At 67.0% G+C, this 15771-nt stretch carries 11 protein-coding genes; 4 read left to right on the top strand and 7 right to left on the bottom strand.

The window, feature by feature from the left end; all coding sequences use genetic code 11:
* Positions 1 to 14: 14 nt before the first annotated feature.
* Genes metH through WDC82_RS22500 form a run of 3 tightly spaced genes read right to left on the bottom strand, consistent with a single transcriptional unit; the run spans position 15 to position 5433 of the window.
* Positions 15 to 3458, bottom strand: a complete 3444-nt coding sequence (gene metH, locus WDC82_RS22510) for a methionine synthase (protein ID WP_370661574.1) — start codon at positions 3456 to 3458, stop codon at positions 15 to 17.
* A 50-nt stretch (positions 3459 to 3508) separates the two neighbouring features.
* Positions 3509 to 4462, bottom strand: a complete 954-nt coding sequence (gene metF, locus WDC82_RS22505; protein WP_340119664.1) for a methylenetetrahydrofolate reductase [NAD(P)H] — start codon at positions 4460 to 4462, stop codon at positions 3509 to 3511.
* 17 nt (positions 4463 to 4479) lie between these two features.
* Positions 4480 to 5433 (bottom strand): metalloregulator ArsR/SmtB family transcription factor, encoded by a 954-nt coding sequence (locus tag WDC82_RS22500; protein ID WP_340119663.1) that lies wholly within the window; start codon positions 5431 to 5433, stop codon positions 4480 to 4482.
* A 218-nt stretch (positions 5434 to 5651) separates the two neighbouring features.
* Between WDC82_RS22500 and WDC82_RS22495 the strand changes: the two genes are divergently transcribed.
* Entirely contained in the window at positions 5652 to 6617 is a 966-nt protein-coding gene (locus WDC82_RS22495) for a patatin-like phospholipase family protein (protein WP_340119662.1), read from the top strand.
* 126 nt (positions 6618 to 6743) lie between these two features.
* On the opposite strand, the gene WDC82_RS22490 is transcribed toward WDC82_RS22495, so the two are convergent.
* A complete protein-coding gene (locus WDC82_RS22490; RefSeq protein ID WP_340119661.1) occupies positions 6744 to 7166 on the bottom strand; it encodes a hypothetical protein in 423 nt (140 codons plus the stop codon).
* Between the two features lie 1698 nt (positions 7167 to 8864).
* Here WDC82_RS22490 and WDC82_RS22485 point away from each other — a divergent pair.
* From WDC82_RS22485 to mdoH, 3 genes are read left to right on the top strand one after another with little or no spacing between them, the layout of a single operon-like run.
* Complete coding sequence (locus tag WDC82_RS22485) at positions 8865 to 10307, top strand: glucan biosynthesis protein G (RefSeq protein ID WP_340119660.1); 1443 nt, start codon at positions 8865 to 8867, stop codon at positions 10305 to 10307.
* Complete coding sequence (locus WDC82_RS22480; protein ID WP_340119659.1) at positions 10292 to 10900, top strand: hypothetical protein; 609 nt, start codon at positions 10292 to 10294, stop codon at positions 10898 to 10900. Before WDC82_RS22485 ends, WDC82_RS22480 begins: the two co-directional genes overlap by 16 nt.
* Positions 10901 to 10913: 13 nt before the next feature.
* Entirely contained in the window at positions 10914 to 12962 is a 2049-nt protein-coding gene (mdoH, locus tag WDC82_RS22475; RefSeq protein ID WP_340119658.1) for a glucans biosynthesis glucosyltransferase MdoH, read from the top strand.
* A 6-nt stretch (positions 12963 to 12968) separates the two neighbouring features.
* On the opposite strand, the gene WDC82_RS22470 is transcribed toward mdoH, so the two are convergent.
* The 3 genes from WDC82_RS22470 to WDC82_RS22460 all read right to left on the bottom strand — a co-directional run bounded on the left by WDC82_RS22470 (position 12969) and on the right by WDC82_RS22460 (position 15768).
* Positions 12969 to 13712, bottom strand: coding sequence for a TIGR02186 family protein (locus WDC82_RS22470; protein WP_340119657.1), 744 nt, complete (start codon positions 13710 to 13712; stop codon positions 12969 to 12971).
* 1 nt (position 13713) lies between these two features.
* The gene (locus WDC82_RS22465) at positions 13714 to 14634 is read right to left on the bottom strand and encodes a sulfite exporter TauE/SafE family protein (protein ID WP_340119656.1); all 921 of its coding nucleotides are present in this window, start codon (positions 14632 to 14634) and stop codon (positions 13714 to 13716) included.
* Between the two features lie 132 nt (positions 14635 to 14766).
* Positions 14767 to 15768 carry a DmsC/YnfH family molybdoenzyme membrane anchor subunit gene (locus WDC82_RS22460; protein WP_340119655.1) on the bottom strand — a complete coding sequence of 334 codons (1002 nt, stop codon included), beginning with the start codon at positions 15766 to 15768 and terminating at the stop codon, positions 14767 to 14769.
* Positions 15769 to 15771 lie beyond the last annotated feature (3 nt).

Genomic DNA, 15771 nt, shown 5'->3' with positions numbered 1-15771 from the left:
GGTAAGGGTGACGCCTAAACGGAAAAGTATTTGGCCTGCGGATGGTGCAGCACGATCGCGGAGGTCGATTGCTCCGGATGCAGCTGATACTCGTCCGACAGCTCAACCCCGATCTCCGAGGCCTTCAAGAGGCGCAGCAGCTGCTCCTGGTCCTCCAGCTTCGGGCAGGCCGGATAGCCGAAGGAGTAGCGCGAGCCACGGTAGCCCTGCTGCAGCATGACGTCGAGGTCGCGCGCGTCCTCGTGGCTGAAGCCAAGCTCGCCCCTGATGCGCTTGTGGACGTACTCGGCCAGCGCCTCGGCCATCTCGACGCCGAGGCCGTGCAGGTAGAGATAGTCCTGGTAGCGGTCGTCCTTGAACCACTCCCGCGCGACGTCGGAGGCGCGCTGGCCCATGGTGACGATCTGCAGGCCGAGCACGTCGCGCTCGCCCGAAGAAACGTCGCGCAGGAAGTCGGCGATGCAAAGGCCGCCGGCGCGCGCCTGGCGCGGCAGGGTGAAACGCCCGACCTCGCGGCCGTGATCCTCGGGATCGAACAGGATGACGTCGTTGCCCTCGGCGTTGGCCGGCCAGTAGCCGTAGACCGCCTGGGGAATGAGAATGTCCTGCTGCTTGCAGACGTCGAGCATGCGCTTCAGGGTCGGACGCAACTCCTTGCGCGCCCAGACCATGTAGTCCCCCAGCGAGCGCCCGGCCTTCCGGAAGCCCCACTGGAACTGGTAGAGCATGCGCTCGTTGAGGAAGGGTACCAGCGCGTCGAGCGGCACCCGTGCCAGCACGCGCGGGCCCCAGAACGGCGGCTCGGGAACCGCAACGCCGGCGGCGAGTTCGTCGCGGCGCAGGCGGGTCTCCTCCATGTCGACCGGCCGCTGGTCGGCGCGGTTCGGCTGGCCCAGCGTCCGATTGGCGGTGTTCGGGCGCGCCTGGCGCTTTTCCTGCTGGGCGCCGACGTGGGCGACGAAGTCGCCGTTCACCACCTTGTCCATCAGCGAGAGGCCGTCGAAAGCGTCACGCGCGTAAGCCACCTGCCCGGTGCCGTAGGCCGCGGCACAGTCGGTCTCCACGTAGTTGCGGGTCAGCGCCGCGCCGCCCAGCATGACCGGTACCGTGATCTTGTCTCTGGTCATGCGCTCCAGGTTCTCGCGCATGACGACGGTCGACTTCACCAGCAGACCCGACATGCCGACGGCATCGGCCTGGTGCTCGATCACCGCAGCGAGGATGTTGTCGATCGGCTGCTTGATGCCGAGGTTGACGACCCGGTAGCCGTTGTTGGTGAGAATGATGTCGACGAGGTTCTTGCCGATGTCGTGCACGTCGCCCTTCACCGTGGCCAGCACGATGGTGCCCTTGTTCTGGCCGGCGATCTTCTCCATGAAGGGCTCGAGGAAGCGCACCGCCGCCTTCATGGTCTCGGCCGACTGCAGCACGAAGGGCAGCTGCATCTTGCCGGCGCCGAACAGCTCACCGACAACCTTCATGCCGGCCAGGAGGTGGATGTTGATGATGTCGAGCGGCGGATGCTTTTCCATCGCCTCCTTGAGGTCGTCTTCCAGGCCCTGCCGGTCGCCATCCACGATGCGGTCCTGGAGGCGCGTCTCGACGTCCTCGGCACGCGCGCGCTTTTCGGTCGTCGCCGCCGTGCGCCCCTCGAACAGCTTCATGAAGGCATGCAGCGGATCGTAGCCCTGCTCACGCCGGTCGAAGATGAGGTCCTCGGCGACCTTCACCTCTTCCTCGGGGATCTTGTGCAGCGGCATGATCTTGCTGACGTGCACGATGGCGCCGGTCAGCCCGCGCTTGATGGCGTGGTCCAGGTAGACCGAGTTCAACACATGGCGCGCCGCCGCATTCAACCCGAAGGAGATGTTGGAGAGACCCAGCAAGATCTGGCATTCCGGCAGCGCCCGCGCGATGCCTTCGATGGCCTCCAGCGTCCACAGGCCGAGCTTGCGGTCGTCCTCATTGCCGGTGCAGATGGTGAAGGTCAGCGGGTCGATCATAAGGTCGCTGGCCGGCAGGCCGTGCTGCACGCAGGCGAAGTCGTGCAGCCGCTTGGCGATCTCGACCTTGCGCTCGGCACTCTTGGCCATGCCCTCCTCATCGATGGTGAGGGCGATGACGGCAGAGCCGAACTTGCGCGCCATTGCCAGGCGCTGGTGGGCCGCCTCCTCACCGTCCTCGAAGTTGATGGAGTTCAGGATCGGCTTGCCGCCGTAGAGCTTCATCGCCGCTTCCAGCACCGGCAGCTCGGTGGAATCGAACACCAGCGGCGCGCTGACCGAGCCCCTCATGCGGGTCACCACCTCGGTCATCTCGGCGATCTCGTCGCGGCCGACGAAAGCGGTGCAGACGTCGATGGCGTGGGAGCCTTCCTTGGTCTGGTCGACCGCCATGGCAACGCAGCCGTCCCAGTCGCCGGTCTCCTGCAACTCGCGGAATTTCTTGGAGCCGTTGGCGTTGCAGCGCTCGCCGATGGAGAGGTAGGCGTTCTCCTGGCGCAGGCTCACCGGGCTGTAGAGCGAGGCAACCGAGGGGACCCAGAAGGACTGGCGCTGCTTGGGCGCCGGGCGCAGGCGGCCCGCCTCCCCGGCGCGCCGGCGCAGCATGGCATCCAGCGCGGCGATATGGTCCGGCGTGGTGCCGCAGCAGCCACCGATGATGTTGAGGCCGTCCTCGGTGAGGAAGCGGTCGAGCCAGCCGGCCAGTTCCTTCGGCTCCAGCGGATAGCGGGTCTGGCCGTCGACCAGCTCCGGCAGGCCGGCGTTGGGCTGCACCGACAGAAAGCCCGGCCAGTTCTCCGCCAGCCACTCCAGGTGCGGCGCCATCTCCTGCGGCCCGGTGGCGCAGTTGAGGCCCATGACGGGGATGTCGAGCGCCTGCAGCACCGTCGCCGCGGCGGCGATATCGGCGCCAACCAGCAGGGTACCGGTGGTCTCCACCGTCACCTGTACCATGATCGGCAGGTCGGATCCGGCGGCGGCACGAGCCAGCTTGGCGCCGTTCACCGCGGCCTTCACCTGCAGCGGGTCCTGGCAAGTCTCGATCAGCACGGCATCGATGCCGCCGGCGATAAGACCGCCGCACTGGGTCGCGAAAGCGGCCTCCAGGGTGTCGTAGTCGATGTGGCCGAGCGACGGCAGCCGGGTGCCCGGGCCGACCGAGCCGACCACGAAGCGTTCGCGCCCGTCGCTGGAGAACAGCTCGGCCGCCTCGCGGGCGATCTCCGCCGCGCGTTGGTTGATCTCCGCCGCGCGCTCGCTCAGGCCGAACTCGCCGAGCGTCACCGGCGAGCCGCCGAAGGTGTTGGTCTCCACCATGTCGGCGCCGGCCTCGAAGTAGCCGCGGTGAATCTCCCGCACGATGTCCGGGCGCGAGAGGTTCAGCACCTCGGTGCAGTTCTCCTGCTGCCAGTAATCGTCGAGGGTCAGGTCCATGGCCTGCACGCGGCTGCCCATGCCGCCGTCGCACAGCAGGACCTCTTCGGAAAGCTTATCCAGGAAACGACTCACGAAAGGCCTCCGGCCAGCAGCTTGGGCTGCGTTGCTTGAACATGCCGGGCCGCCGCATCGTTGCGCAGCAGGCGGCAGAGCGCCGCCGTCATGTCGGCCCGGTTCAGGGTGTAGATGTGGAAGTCCTCGATCCCGCGCGCCGTGAGATAGCGGCACAGCTCGACGGCGACGGAGACCGCGACCGGGAAACGCACCTCGGCGTCCTCTTCCAGGTCGCGGTAGAGATCGATCAGCCAGCGCGGCATGGCCGCCTTGCAGCTCTCGGCCATCTGGCGGGTGCGCTCGAAGTTCACGATCGGCAGGATTCCCGGGATGATCGGCGCCGTGATGCCGGCGGCGTGGGCCCGGTCGACGAAGCGCAGGAAGTCGTCGGGGTCGAAGAAGAACTGGGTGATCGCGCGGCTGGCGCCGGCGTCGATCTTACGCTTCAGATTGTCGAGATCGGCGGCCGCGTCGCGCGCCTCCGGATGCACCTCGGGATAGGCCGAGACGGAGATGTCGAAATCGGCCACCCGCTTCAGCCCGGCAACCAGGTCGGCGGCGTAGGCGTAGCCCTCGGGGTGCGGGACGTATCCCTGGCTGCCCTTGGGCGCGTCGCCGCGCAGCGCCACGATGCGGCGCACGCCGGCATCCCAATACTGCCGGGCAATAGTGTCGATCTCGTCCCGGCTGGCGCCGACACAGGTCAGGTGCGCGGCAGGCTCCAGCTCGGTCTCCCGGCGCACCCAGTCGATCGCCTTGAAGGTGCGCTCCTGGGTCGTGCCGCCGGCACCGTAGGTGACGGAGACGAAGTCGGGCTGCAGGGCTGCGAGCTTCTGCGCCGATTCACGCAAGCGCGCCTCGGCGGCCGGCGTCGCCGGCGGAAAGAACTCGAAGGAAAAACGCGGCACAGCGGAAGCTCCCTTGGACGGGTTGGCGGCAGTGGCGGATTTACGGATGATGTCGGCCATGGGTGGCTCCCCTGTTCTTACGCCGCGACCGAACGGCCGCCGGCCAGGGGCTGGCGCGCCGTCCAGATGCAGATGGTCAGCGCCTTGCCCTTGAGGCAGCGGCAGCCTTGCGGATCGAGGCCCGCGGCGTTCAGCCAGTCGGCCATCTTGTCTTCCTCGAAACCGAGCCAGCGGTGCTCGTGCTCGCTGCGCAGGTAGTCGAGGTCGTGGGCCTGGAAATCGACGATGAACAGGCGGCCGCCGGGGCGCAGCACGCGCGCGGCCTCCTGGATCGCCTTGGCTGGACGCTCGGCGTAGTGCAGCACCTGGTGAATGGTGACCGCGTCGAAACTGGCATCGCCCAGCGGCAGGTGATTCATGTCGCCCTTGCGCACAGCGCAGTTGCGCAGCCGCGCGCGCTCCAGCTTGGAGCGCGCCATCAGCAGCATGTCCGGCGAGAGGTCGACGCCGACGGCGCGGCCGACCTTGTCGGCGAGGATCTCGAGGATGCGCCCGGTGCCGGTGCCGATGTCGAGCAGGTCGCCCACGGCCTCCTCGGCGATCAACGCGGCGAGCTGGCGCTCGACCTCGTCGTCGTGGACGTAAAGCGCGCGCAGCTCGTCCCACTGGTCGGCGACCTTGCGGAAGTAGTCTTCGGCGCGCTGGGCCCGTTCGCCCATCAACTCGTCGAGGCGCTGCAGATCGCGCTGCACCGTCGGATCGTCTTCCGGCAGGGCATCGACCAGGGTCTGCGCCAGCGCCGCGGGGGCGCCCTCGTGCGCCAGGCGGAAGAACACCCAGCTGCCTTCGCGGTTACGCTCCAGCAGGCCGGCCTCGGCCAGGAGCTTCAGGTGGCGCGATAGCCGGGGCTGGCTCTGCCCGAGGATCTGGACCAGGTCGGACACCGTGAGCTCGGCATGGGCGCAGAGCACCAGCAGCCGAAGCCGGGTCGGCTCGGCGGCTGCCTTCATGGCGGACAACAGGGTATCCATGGGCTCCTCCCGGGGGCGCTTCATCGGATCGAGATGCTATAATAAGGATATAAAGATATCGTTATGTCAAGGACGGAGGCAGGCCGAATCCCGGCCCGAGGCCGCCGGCAGACCGGGGCGTTAACGCTGGAGCGCCGCCCGATACCACGGATCCCTCACATCGCCGGGGTGCGCTCTTAATTATGATTCGATTAAGTCAACCGGCGGTATGATTCGGCATGGTCCAGGCCCTCTATCCGCAATCGCGCCCGCGCATCGGTCTCGCTCTCGGCAGCGGCGTCGCCCGCGGCTGGGCGCACCTCGGCGTCATCCGCGCCCTGGCCCGCCACGGCATCGAGCCCGACGTGATCGCCGGCACCTCGATCGGCGCGGTGGTCGGCGGCGTTCACCTGGCCGGCAAGGCCGACGTGCTGGAAGGCTGGGCGCGCTCGCTCACCCGGCTGCGCATGATCTCCTACATGGACTTCCGCGTGCGCAACGGCGGCATGATCGGCGGCCGTCACCTGGTCGAGGCGCTGCGCCAGAACATCGGCGACATTAAGATCGAGCAACTCGGCATCCCCTTCGTCGCGGTGGCGACCGACCTGGTCACCGGCCACGAAGTCTGGTTGCGTGAAGGCGACCTGGTCGACGCCATGCGCACCTCCTTCTCGCTGCCCGGTGTGTTCGAACCGATGCAGCACCATGACCGCTGGCTGGTCGACGGTGCCCTGGTCAACCCGGTGCCGGTCTCGGTGTGCCGGGCGCTCGGCGTGCAGATGGTGATCGCCGTGAACCTCAACGCCGACATCCTGGGCAAGGAACGGCGCGCCGGCGCGACGGTGCCGACGGTTGCCGGCTTCGACCTGCTGAACGAGTTGAAGGAGCACGAGGCGGAGACCAAGAGCACCATGATCGGCACCCTCGCCCGGCGCATCTTCCGACGGGAGCCGACTCATCCCTCCATGTTCGGGGTGATGATCTCTTCCCTCGGCATCGTCCAGGACCGCATCTCGCGCTCGCGTCTGGCCGGCGAACCGCCGGACGTTCACATCACCCCGCGCCTGGGGAGCATCGGCCTGTTCGAATTCGAGCGCGCCGAAGAGATCATCGCCGAAGGCGAAGCCGCCGTCGAAAGGGTGCTGCCGGACCTCCACGACGCCATCTCGATCTTCGCGCGCGAGAATCGCCCGTCGGAAGGCTGAAGCGGTTCGCGTCACCCCATAAGAAAGCGGCGACCCCCGGGTAGGAGGCCGCCGTTCTCAGACTGCGGTGCTGCCGCATTGCGGCAGCCGGAGGCGGCTTTCAGCCGCCTCCAGATGTCACGTCATTCAGGAAGCCGTCGGCGTCGCAGCCGGAGCAGCGGCCTTCTTCGGCGCCCGCTTCTTGGCTACCTTCTTCTTTTTGGCAGCCTTCTTTTTCGCGGGCTTGCGGGCTGCCTTCTTCTTAGCAACCTTCTTTTTCGCGGCCTTCTTTTTCGTGGCCTTCTTCTTCACGGCCTTCTTTTTTGCCGGCTTACGGGCTGCCTTCTTTTTCGCGCCCTTCTTGACGGCCTTCTTCTTGGCTGTCTTCTTCACAGCCTTCTTTTTGGTCGCCTTCTTGGCCGTCTTCCTCACGGCCTTCTTCTTCGCGGTGGACTTGCGCGCCTTCTTGGCCGCGCTCCTCTTCGCAGGCGCCTTCTTCTTGACGGCTGCGCGTTTCTTAGCCGCCGCTTTCTTCTTCGCGGCAGGCTTCTTTCTGGTCGTGGTTGCCAATTGTCTAATCCCCTAACGGTAAGAACGAATCCGGTGATGCCACCCTGCGGCGCGAATTGTGCATCTTTGATGAAGCAGTGACAAGAAAAGAGAGAGCATAGGGAAGCAATGCTCAAAAGTTTTTCGGGCGCGTCGGAGGGCATTGCAGAGACGTTAGCTGCTCCTCCGGCGGAGCCGACTCAGTGTAGCGACGCAAGACTCCCTCCCTCGTCTTGAATCGAAACCGGCAACGCGAAGGCAGTTCGAAGATCGTCGGTGAATTGCTTTGCCTGATCTCTAGCTGGGGGAAGACAGCGGGGTTCAGAACTACAGCGGCGGCGGCGGCGAACGGTGCGGGCGCGGAAAAGGCGTCAAGCCTCAACCTGCGACCTGCAGGTATCGAGGCCTGCATCCTTCGGTGTGACGGGACACCGCTTGCAGACTGCAAAGACGAGGCCTTTGCGCATCGATGCTCGGACCTGGTCATGGGGACGACGACGGGTAGACGGAGGCGCCGAGCATCGGGCTCATCACCTTTGCCGGCCACCCAAAGACCGTCGGCATCATGACGTCAACACCCCCTGTTCATTGTCGCCGCTATCGCCGTCCGGCCCGCCGCCGCTCTCTTGGCAAAGGTATCCATGGCCATGGCCGTCGAGGGCGCGGCCACCCCGACAACGGCATCGTCAGCGCGCCGTCACGCGAGCGCGCCCGCAGCGTCGACAGCGCCGCGCACGATATCGCCTTGCTCGACATCCCCGGCACCCGCACGAGCAAGCGTGTCGGCAGATTGCTCTTCGAATGGCCCTCCGGCCTCCCGGGCAGCACCGAGTCGGTGTGTCGGATGCTCCGGCTGCGAACAGTCGAGTCCATCGGGAACAACTCCCCACGGTTCGGGTGAACCGCCCGATCGACTTCCCAGCCGGGTCGACTTCGTCCCCCAGGACGCCCGCAACGTGATTGCTCAACGATACGCCGACGCAGCGGCGGGTGATCTCGCCAAGCGCCGGTTCGCGGACGCGCCTTGCTTCGACGGTATCCGGACCGGCGGCCCCCAACCGGACCGCCGGCCATGGCCAGACTGCTCGCCGCCAGCCGCCTGGTTCTTGAGCCGCTCGAGCAGCCCGCCCCCGCAGTCCGCCTACTGTCCGCCCACTGCCCGCCCACTGCCCGCCCACTGCCCGCCCACCGCCCCCAAGGGGGCCGGACCAGACCGCCGCGCCGCAGGGGGCAAGAATCGTCGGGTTCCTAACTAGAAAAACGCATGGCTGACCCGCCGCCATTGCGTAGAGGCAAGTATTGACGGAAGGCATGCCACTTCATTGACTCTTCCGCCGCAAGGAAGCGGCGGCTTATATCGGGACAGTCGATGCAAATATGGCTAACAAGGCCGCAATTTCAAACGCCTAGCAATGATTGGCCGCGGGGTTGGGTTCAACCTCTGGAACATTTCCGGAGGCTGGGAGTCTTTATTTTACGAAACCTTCCAGCGCCGCTTGAAAGCGGCTCGGCGCTTCGCCATATCGGCGAGTTGGCGGGCTGGAGGGCATTTCACCAGCCGTATGGCCTGGCGGCCAGCCCCCAATAAAAGAGGCAAGAGTGTCATCTCGTTACTTTGACCGACGAACTTTTCTGGCAGGTGCCGGCGTCGGGAGTCTTGTTTCGGCCACCTCCTGGCCGCTGCAGGCCGCTTTTGCCCAAAATAACTGGACCCTTGCCATGCCCGGCGCGACCTTCGGTTTCGACCAGGTCAGTGCCATGGCGGAGAGCCTCGCCGCCGAAACTTTCCAGCCCAATGCCAAGCCGGTGCCCGAAAGGATGGCCGAGCTGACACCGGCGCGCTACCACCGCATCCAGTTCCGGACGGAGGCCAGCCTGTGGCGCGACGACCCCGTTCCTTACGAGGTTCAGTTGCTGCCCCGCGGCTCCTACTTCCGCAACCAGGTGGCCATCAACGTCATCGACGGTGGCTCAATACAACCGGTGCCCTACGACGGCGGCCTGTTTGACTTCGCCGGCGCCGAGCTGAACGAGCCGCCGCCCGACGACCTCGGCTTTGCCGGCTTCCGCCTGATGTATCCGCTGAACCAGGGCGATCGCCTGGACGAAGTGGCGGTCTTTCTGGGCGCGAGCTACTTCCGCGTCGTGGCGACGGGCCAGCACTACGGCCTTTCCGCGCGCGGCCTGGCGATCGACACCGGCCTCGCGAAGAAGGAAGAGTTCCCCTACTTCCGCGAGTTCTGGCTGAAGAAGCCGCAGGCCGGGGCGCGCAGCCTGGAAATCTTCGCCCTGCTAGACAGCGAAAGCCTGGCCGGCGCCTATCATTTCCGCCTGACGCCCGGCCACGAGTCGGTGATGGAGGTGCGCGCCAGCCTCTATACCCGCAGCGCCGTCGAGAAGCTGGGGATTGCGCCACTCACCTCCATGTTCCTCTATGGTGAGAACACCGGGCAGCCGGCCAACAACCTGCACCCCGAAGTGCACGACTCAGACGGCATGCTGCTGGCGACCGGCCGCGGTGAATGGATCTGGCGGCCGCTGCTCAACCGGCAGGCCCTGCAGATATCGTCCTTCGGCGACGAGAACCCGCGCGGCTTCGGGTTGATGCAGCGCGACCGCGACAGCCGCCACTATCTCGATCTCGACCTTAACTACGACCACCGACCGAGCGCCTGGGTCGAGCCGCTCGACCGCTGGGGCAAGGGCGCCGCCCAGCTGATCGAGATCCCCAGCGATTCCGAGCGCTACGACAACATCGGGCTGCTCTGGGTGCCCGAGCGGGCGGTCGAAGCGGGCCAAGTCTGGCCGTTTGCCTACCGAATCCGCTTCGGCAACGAGTATCCCGACTTTCCGGCGATCGGCCGCACCGTGGCGACCCGGGAGGCCGGCGTCGCCGATCAGGACTACCGGCGCTTTGCCATCGAGTTCGGCGGCGGCCCGCTGAGGGAACTCCAAGACGAGAACGCCGTTGAACTGGTGGTAACGTCCTCACTCGGTACCATCCGGGAGGCAGCGAGCCGGCGAAATCCAGCCACCGATACTTGGCTGGCCTTTTTCACCCTGGATCCGGAAGGCGAGGACGCCGTCGAGTTGCGCGCTTTCCTGAAGGATCGAGACCACGCCTTGACCGAAACCTGGAGCTATCTGTGGAAGCGCGCCTGACCGACATCCCGACCGATCCCCGGATGCACATCGCGCCGGAGAGCCTGGACACTTTAACTTGCGGCCCCGTCCCCGCCGAGGCGCTGGGCGGCAGCCCTGCTGCTACGCCGTCCAAAGACCAGCCACACAGCGCGGTTGCGCTGCGCATCGACCGTTACCTGCAGGCGGCCGGCGCCATGGACAAGGCACGGCGCAGCCGCATCACGGCCGCCGCCGCCCGCGATCTGCTGGCGCGCGGTGCCAGCGCTGAGCCGGGCTGGGCGGAGGTGATCGCCGCGGTCGACCGCAGCCTGGCGGCCGAGTTCACCAATGCCGAGGCGCCCGCCGCGCAGGGCAGCGCCCGCGGCCGCGTCGCCCTCGTCCTGGCCGAGCGGGCGATGTCGTCCGGCGACGCCGCTCGGATGGGCCGCGATTGGGGAACGCCCGCACGCCGCCGCCTGGTGATGCCGGCGCAGGATCTGACTTCCTGGCAGCCCACCCTGCGCCCCGAGATGGAGCGTCACGCCGCGCGCCTGCGCGGGCTGCAGGTGAGCCGCTCCGTTCAGGGACTGGCGGCCTGTCTCAGCTTGATCGCTGTGCTGATCATTCCCTGACCGACCGACCGTCATGACCGTCCGCAACCGATTTCGGCGCCGGCGCCTGCTGCTGCTGTTCCTCGTGCTGGCCTCGACCAGCGCGGCGGCCCTGGTGCTGGGCACCATCCTTTCCGCCGACGGTTTCTCGCTGCTGGAACTGGCAATCGTCGTCATCTTCTCGGCGCTCTTCGCCTGGATCACGACCGCCTGCTGGATCTCGGTCTTCGGTTTCATCGTTCGCCTCATCGGCCTGCGCCGGCGCGCACAGAGCGCTGTCGACAGCGGCGCCGGCGCACCTTCCAGAACGGCACTGGTCATGCCGATCTACAACGAAGATCCCGAGCGCGTCATCGCCGGGTTGAAGGCGACCCTCGACTCGCTGTGCGAGAACGACACCTCCGGGCGCTTCGATCTCTTCGTCCTCAGCGACAGCACCGATCCGGATGTCTGGCTCGCCGAAGAGCTCGCGTGGAGCCGGCTGAACCGCGAGTTCGCCGGACGCATCGAGATCTTCTACCGCCACCGCCCGCGCAACCTGGCGCGCAAGAGCGGCAACATCGCCGACTTCTGCGAATCCTGGGGCTATCGCTACGAGTACATGGTCGTGCTGGACGCCGACAGCGTGATGTCAGGCGACTGCCTGACCCGCCTGGTCGCCCGCATGGACCGCCACCCGCGGGTCGGCCTCATCCAGGTCCCGCCGGTGCCGGTGATGCGCGAGACGCTTTTCGCCCGCAGCCAGCAGTTCGCCAGCAGCGTCTACGGACCGACCTTCATCGCCGGTCTCAGCTACTGGGTGGAGGGCGATTCAAACTACTGGGGCCACAATGCGATCATCCGCGTGCGCCCCTTCGTCGACCACTGCGGCCTGCCGGTGCTGCCGGGGCGCGAGCCCTTCGGCGGCGAGATCCTGAGCCACGATTTCGTCGAGGCGGCGCTGCTGCGCCGGGCAGGCTGGGAGGTCTGGCTGGCCGACGACCTGGGCGGCAGCTTCGAGGAGCCGCCGCCGACCCTGATCGACCATGCCAAGCGTGACCGACGCTGGTGCCAGGGCAACCTGCAGCACATGGGCGTGCTGGCCGCCCGCGGCCTTCGCCCGCTCAGCCGCCTGCACCTCGGCATGGGCGTGATGTCATACCTGTCGTCGCTCATGTGGCTGCTGCTGCTGGCACTGTCGGGCCTGGAAGCCTGGCTGCAATCGCGGACCGAGCACAGCTACTTCATCGAGGGCGACCTCTTCCCCAACTGGCCGGTGTCCTACGAGTTCGAAGCCACCACACTGCTGGCCATCACGCTGGTCATTCTCTACCTGCCCAAGCTGCTCGGCTATTTCGCCCTGTTCGGCGAGCGCCGCCGCCTGCTGGCCCATGGCGGCGCGTTCAGAGCCGCCGTGAGTGTGGTGCTGGAAAGCCTGATGTCGATCCTGCTGGCGCCGATCCTGATGCTGTTTCAGAGCAGCTTCATCGTCTCCATCCTGGCCGGGCGCAGCGTGCGCTGGGCACCGCAGAAGCGCGACGACGACGAGACCTCCTGGCACGAGGCCATCGCGGCGCACTGGGCCCATACGCTGATCGCGATCGTGGTCGGCACGATCAGCTACCTCTATATACCCGGCTTCTTCATCTGGCTAACCCCGGTGCTGGCCGGCCCGCTGCTCTCCATCCCGCTGTCGCGCTTCACCAGCCGCATCGACGTCGGGCTGAAGCTGAAGGCCTGGGGCCTGTTCCTGACGCCCGCCGAAACCGACCCGCCGCGCGTCCTGCAGCTGCTGGCGCGCAACCTCTCCGCCCGCAGCGAAACGCCGGCGCCATCGCCGGCCCTCTTCGAGCAGGTCATCACCGACCCCTTCATGAATGCCCTGCACCGCACCCTGCTGGAGCGCCAGCCGCGCAGCAAGAGCGAGCGGCTGCGCCTCGACGGCCTCATCGCGCGGGTGCAGGAGAACGGCGCCGGCAGTCTCAGCCGGGACGAGAAGCGCGACCTCTTGGGCGATCCCACTTCGATGGCCACGCTGCACGCCCTGGCCTGGCAGGCCCGCGAGGATATGCCCCCCACGCCGCAGGGCGCCGTGCCGGCCTGAGGCGCCTCAGCTCTTGCGGAAGACGAAGGCGGCGAGCACGCCGGCGGCCACCGCCAGCAGCACCGCGATGATGCCGTAGAGCGCCGAATAGTTATGCGCAAAGAAGAAGACGTCGGCGCCGAGACCGGCCTTGCGCACGATCAACGGCGTGGTCTGGGCATGGATCACGTGCCCGTCCTTCAGCATGAAGACTTCGACGTCATAGAACCCGGTCGGCACGTTGGCCGGGAAATGCAGCCGGGTGCGGAACAGCTGGCCGCCTAGGAAGGTGATGTTGTCGCCGCCCGAGGCGAACAGCCCCTCCCGCTGCTTGTTGCGGATCAGCGCATTGCGGAAGACGCTGACGTCCTGCGCGCTGATCGTCTCGTCCTCCGGGCGCAGGCGCAGGAACTCGGCCCCCATGCCGTGGCGCGCGCGGGTCACGTTGCTGGCGATCGCGTCCAGCGGGGCATTGCTGCGCACCGCGTAGAAGCTCGGCACCCGTTCGAACACCACCCGCCGGTCGTTCACCCAGATGCCGGCGAAGCGGGCCTTGCGCCATACCGTGGTCTGCTCCTCCGGCCCGCGCACCACCACCACGACGTTGCTGTCGGGCTCCACCGTGCCAAACAGCAGCACGTCGGTGCCGACGAAGCCGGTGGTGATCTGGATCTGGTGTTCCGAGAGGTCGGCGATCAACGGGGTCTGCCCGAAACCGGGCAGCGCCAGCAGCATGACGGCGATCGACAGCAGGACGGCACGCAGGTGCATATCAGTGCGCTCCCGCCACGCCGAGGACAAAGAGGTCATCGGGAGTCACTACGAGATCGAAGCACAGCTTGCCGCAAACCGCCAGCACCATGAGGGCGAGCAGCACGCGCAGCTGTTCGCCGCGCAGCCGGGTGCCGAAGCGGGTGCCGATCTGGGCACCGATGACCCCGCCGGTCAGCAGGATGAGCGCCAGGATCACGTCGACCGTCTGGTTGTGGGCCGACTGCAGGAAGGTCACCGTGGAGGTGACGAAGATGATCTGGAACAGCGAGGTACCGACCACCACCGAGGTCGGCATGCCGAGCAGGTAGATCATCGCCGGCACCATGATGAAGCCGCCGCTGACACCCATGATGGCGGCCAGAATGCCGACCACGAAGCCGATCATGATCGGCAGCAGGGCCGAAATGTAGAGCTTCGACTTGCGGAAGCGCATCTTGAACGGCAGGCCGTGCATCCAATGATGCTGGTGCAGCTTGCGCCGGGTATCGATCTGGCGCCGGCGGCGGAACAGCGCCCGGCTGCTCTCCAGGAACATCAGGCTGCCGACCACGCCCAGAAAGACGACGTAGCAGAGCGAAATCGCGAGGTCGAGCTGGCCGAGGCCGCGCAGGAAGCCGAACAGCCAGACGCCGAAGACCGACCCCAGCGTGCCGCCCACCAGCAGGACGATGCCCATGCGGAAGTCGACGTTGCCGCGCCGCCAATGCGCCAGCACGCCGGAAACCGAGGACGCGACGATCTGGTTGGCCTCGGTCGCCACCGCGACCGCCGGCGTGACGCCGATGAAGATGAGCAGCGGCGTCATCAGAAAGCCGCCGCCAACGCCGAACAGTCCGGAAAGAAAGCCGACGGCTCCACCCATGCCCAACAGCAAAAACACATTCACAGAGATCTCTGCGATGGGCAGGTAGATGTTCATCAAAATCGGCTTTCACGCAGCCCCGCCGCGCGGGACCTTACCTGAGTGGCTGAAGCTTACCGTCCGGGATACAGCATCGCTATAAAAGCATTCTTAATCAGGCGATTGAAGTACGATTATTGTCATCGGAGGTCAGGCACGGCTTTCCCCGTAGTAAAGCGTGACCACATGCTTGGCCTCGGCAAAGAACAGCCAGCGCTCGACTGCCAGGCCGAGTGCCATCGCCGCCACGGCGGCCAGCGCCGCCAGGACGGCCGGCACCGCGCCACCCAGGGCGAGCCCCAGGATGACGCAGACGATGGGCAGCAGGAAGCCGGCGACCAGCGCGATGCGGCGCAGCTTGGCGGCATGCTTGCGCGCGATGCGGAAACCCATCTCCTGCAGCAGGTAATTCGATTCGCTGTGCGGCGCTTCCAGCAGCCGCACCCGCCCCTGGCCTCCCCCGGAGCCGCCCCCGGGACTGCCGCCTCGACCGCCCGGGGCGCCGCCGAGACCGGTCGCCGACTCCGCCGTACTGGCGCCTTCTTGCGAGGCGAGGCTGCGCCAGTAGCCCAGCTTGATCGCGCCGGAGAGGACCGCCAGGACCAGCACCGCCCAGCCGAAGGCGCGCGCCAGCGGCAAGCCCCAGAGCTGCAGCAGCAGGTTCATCAGCAGCGCGCCGGAGAACGCCGAGAGCGCGAGATAGGCCGGCAGCGTCCAGGCATTGGACCACGCGCGGATGGTCCTGAGCGAGGCATAGATCATCGCCGTGCAGGCCACCGTCACGGCGCAGCAGACGCTGGCGAGCAGGCCGACAGCCGCGGCCGCGCCGCTGTTGGTCTGGGCGACGACCCACAGCAGCGCGAAGATGCCGACCGGCAGAAAGGTCACCACCGCGGCGACGCCCTCGCGCGACAGCCAGGAAGAGCGCCACTGGGACAGCGCCCGCCAGGCACGCTCCGGATGGCCGAGGTGGAAGGTCGAAGACAAGAGGCCCAGAACCACCAGGCCGAGGCCGATCCCGAAACCGGCGACGCCGAGCCAGCGCTCCGCCGGCAGGAGGCCGAGCGCCGCCAGCACGCCGAGCCAGGCGAGAAGGCCATAGCCGGCGCCCGAGGCGGTGGTGAAGAGAATGACGGACTTCGCCGGATGCACGGC

This window comes from Pelagibius sp. 7325 (genome assembly GCF_037652055.1).
Lineage (GTDB): Bacteria > Pseudomonadota > Alphaproteobacteria > Kiloniellales > Kiloniellaceae > Pelagibius.
The sequence above is the reverse complement of the archived record's forward strand: the minus strand, read 5'-3'. Positions and strand labels throughout refer to the sequence as shown.

Excerpts from the sequence above, each read along its gene's own strand:
- metH (WP_370661574.1), bottom strand. The coding sequence starts at position 3,458 with ATGGGCAGCCGCGTGCAGGCCATGGACCTGACCCTCGACGATTACTGG.
- metF (WP_340119664.1), bottom strand. The coding sequence starts at position 4,462 with ATGGCCGACATCATCCGTAAATCCGCCACTGCCGCCAACCCGTCCAAG.
- WDC82_RS22500 (WP_340119663.1), bottom strand. The coding sequence starts at position 5,433 with ATGGATACCCTGTTGTCCGCCATGAAGGCAGCCGCCGAGCCGACCCGG.
- WDC82_RS22495 (WP_340119662.1), top strand. The coding sequence starts at position 5,652 with ATGGTCCAGGCCCTCTATCCGCAATCGCGCCCGCGCATCGGTCTCGCT.
- WDC82_RS22485 (WP_340119660.1), top strand. The coding sequence starts at position 8,865 with ATGCCCGGCGCGACCTTCGGTTTCGACCAGGTCAGTGCCATGGCGGAG.
- mdoH (WP_340119658.1), top strand. The coding sequence starts at position 10,914 with ATGACCGTCCGCAACCGATTTCGGCGCCGGCGCCTGCTGCTGCTGTTC.
- WDC82_RS22470 (WP_340119657.1), bottom strand. The coding sequence starts at position 13,712 with ATGCACCTGCGTGCCGTCCTGCTGTCGATCGCCGTCATGCTGCTGGCG.
- WDC82_RS22465 (WP_340119656.1), bottom strand. The coding sequence starts at position 14,634 with ATGAACATCTACCTGCCCATCGCAGAGATCTCTGTGAATGTGTTTTTG.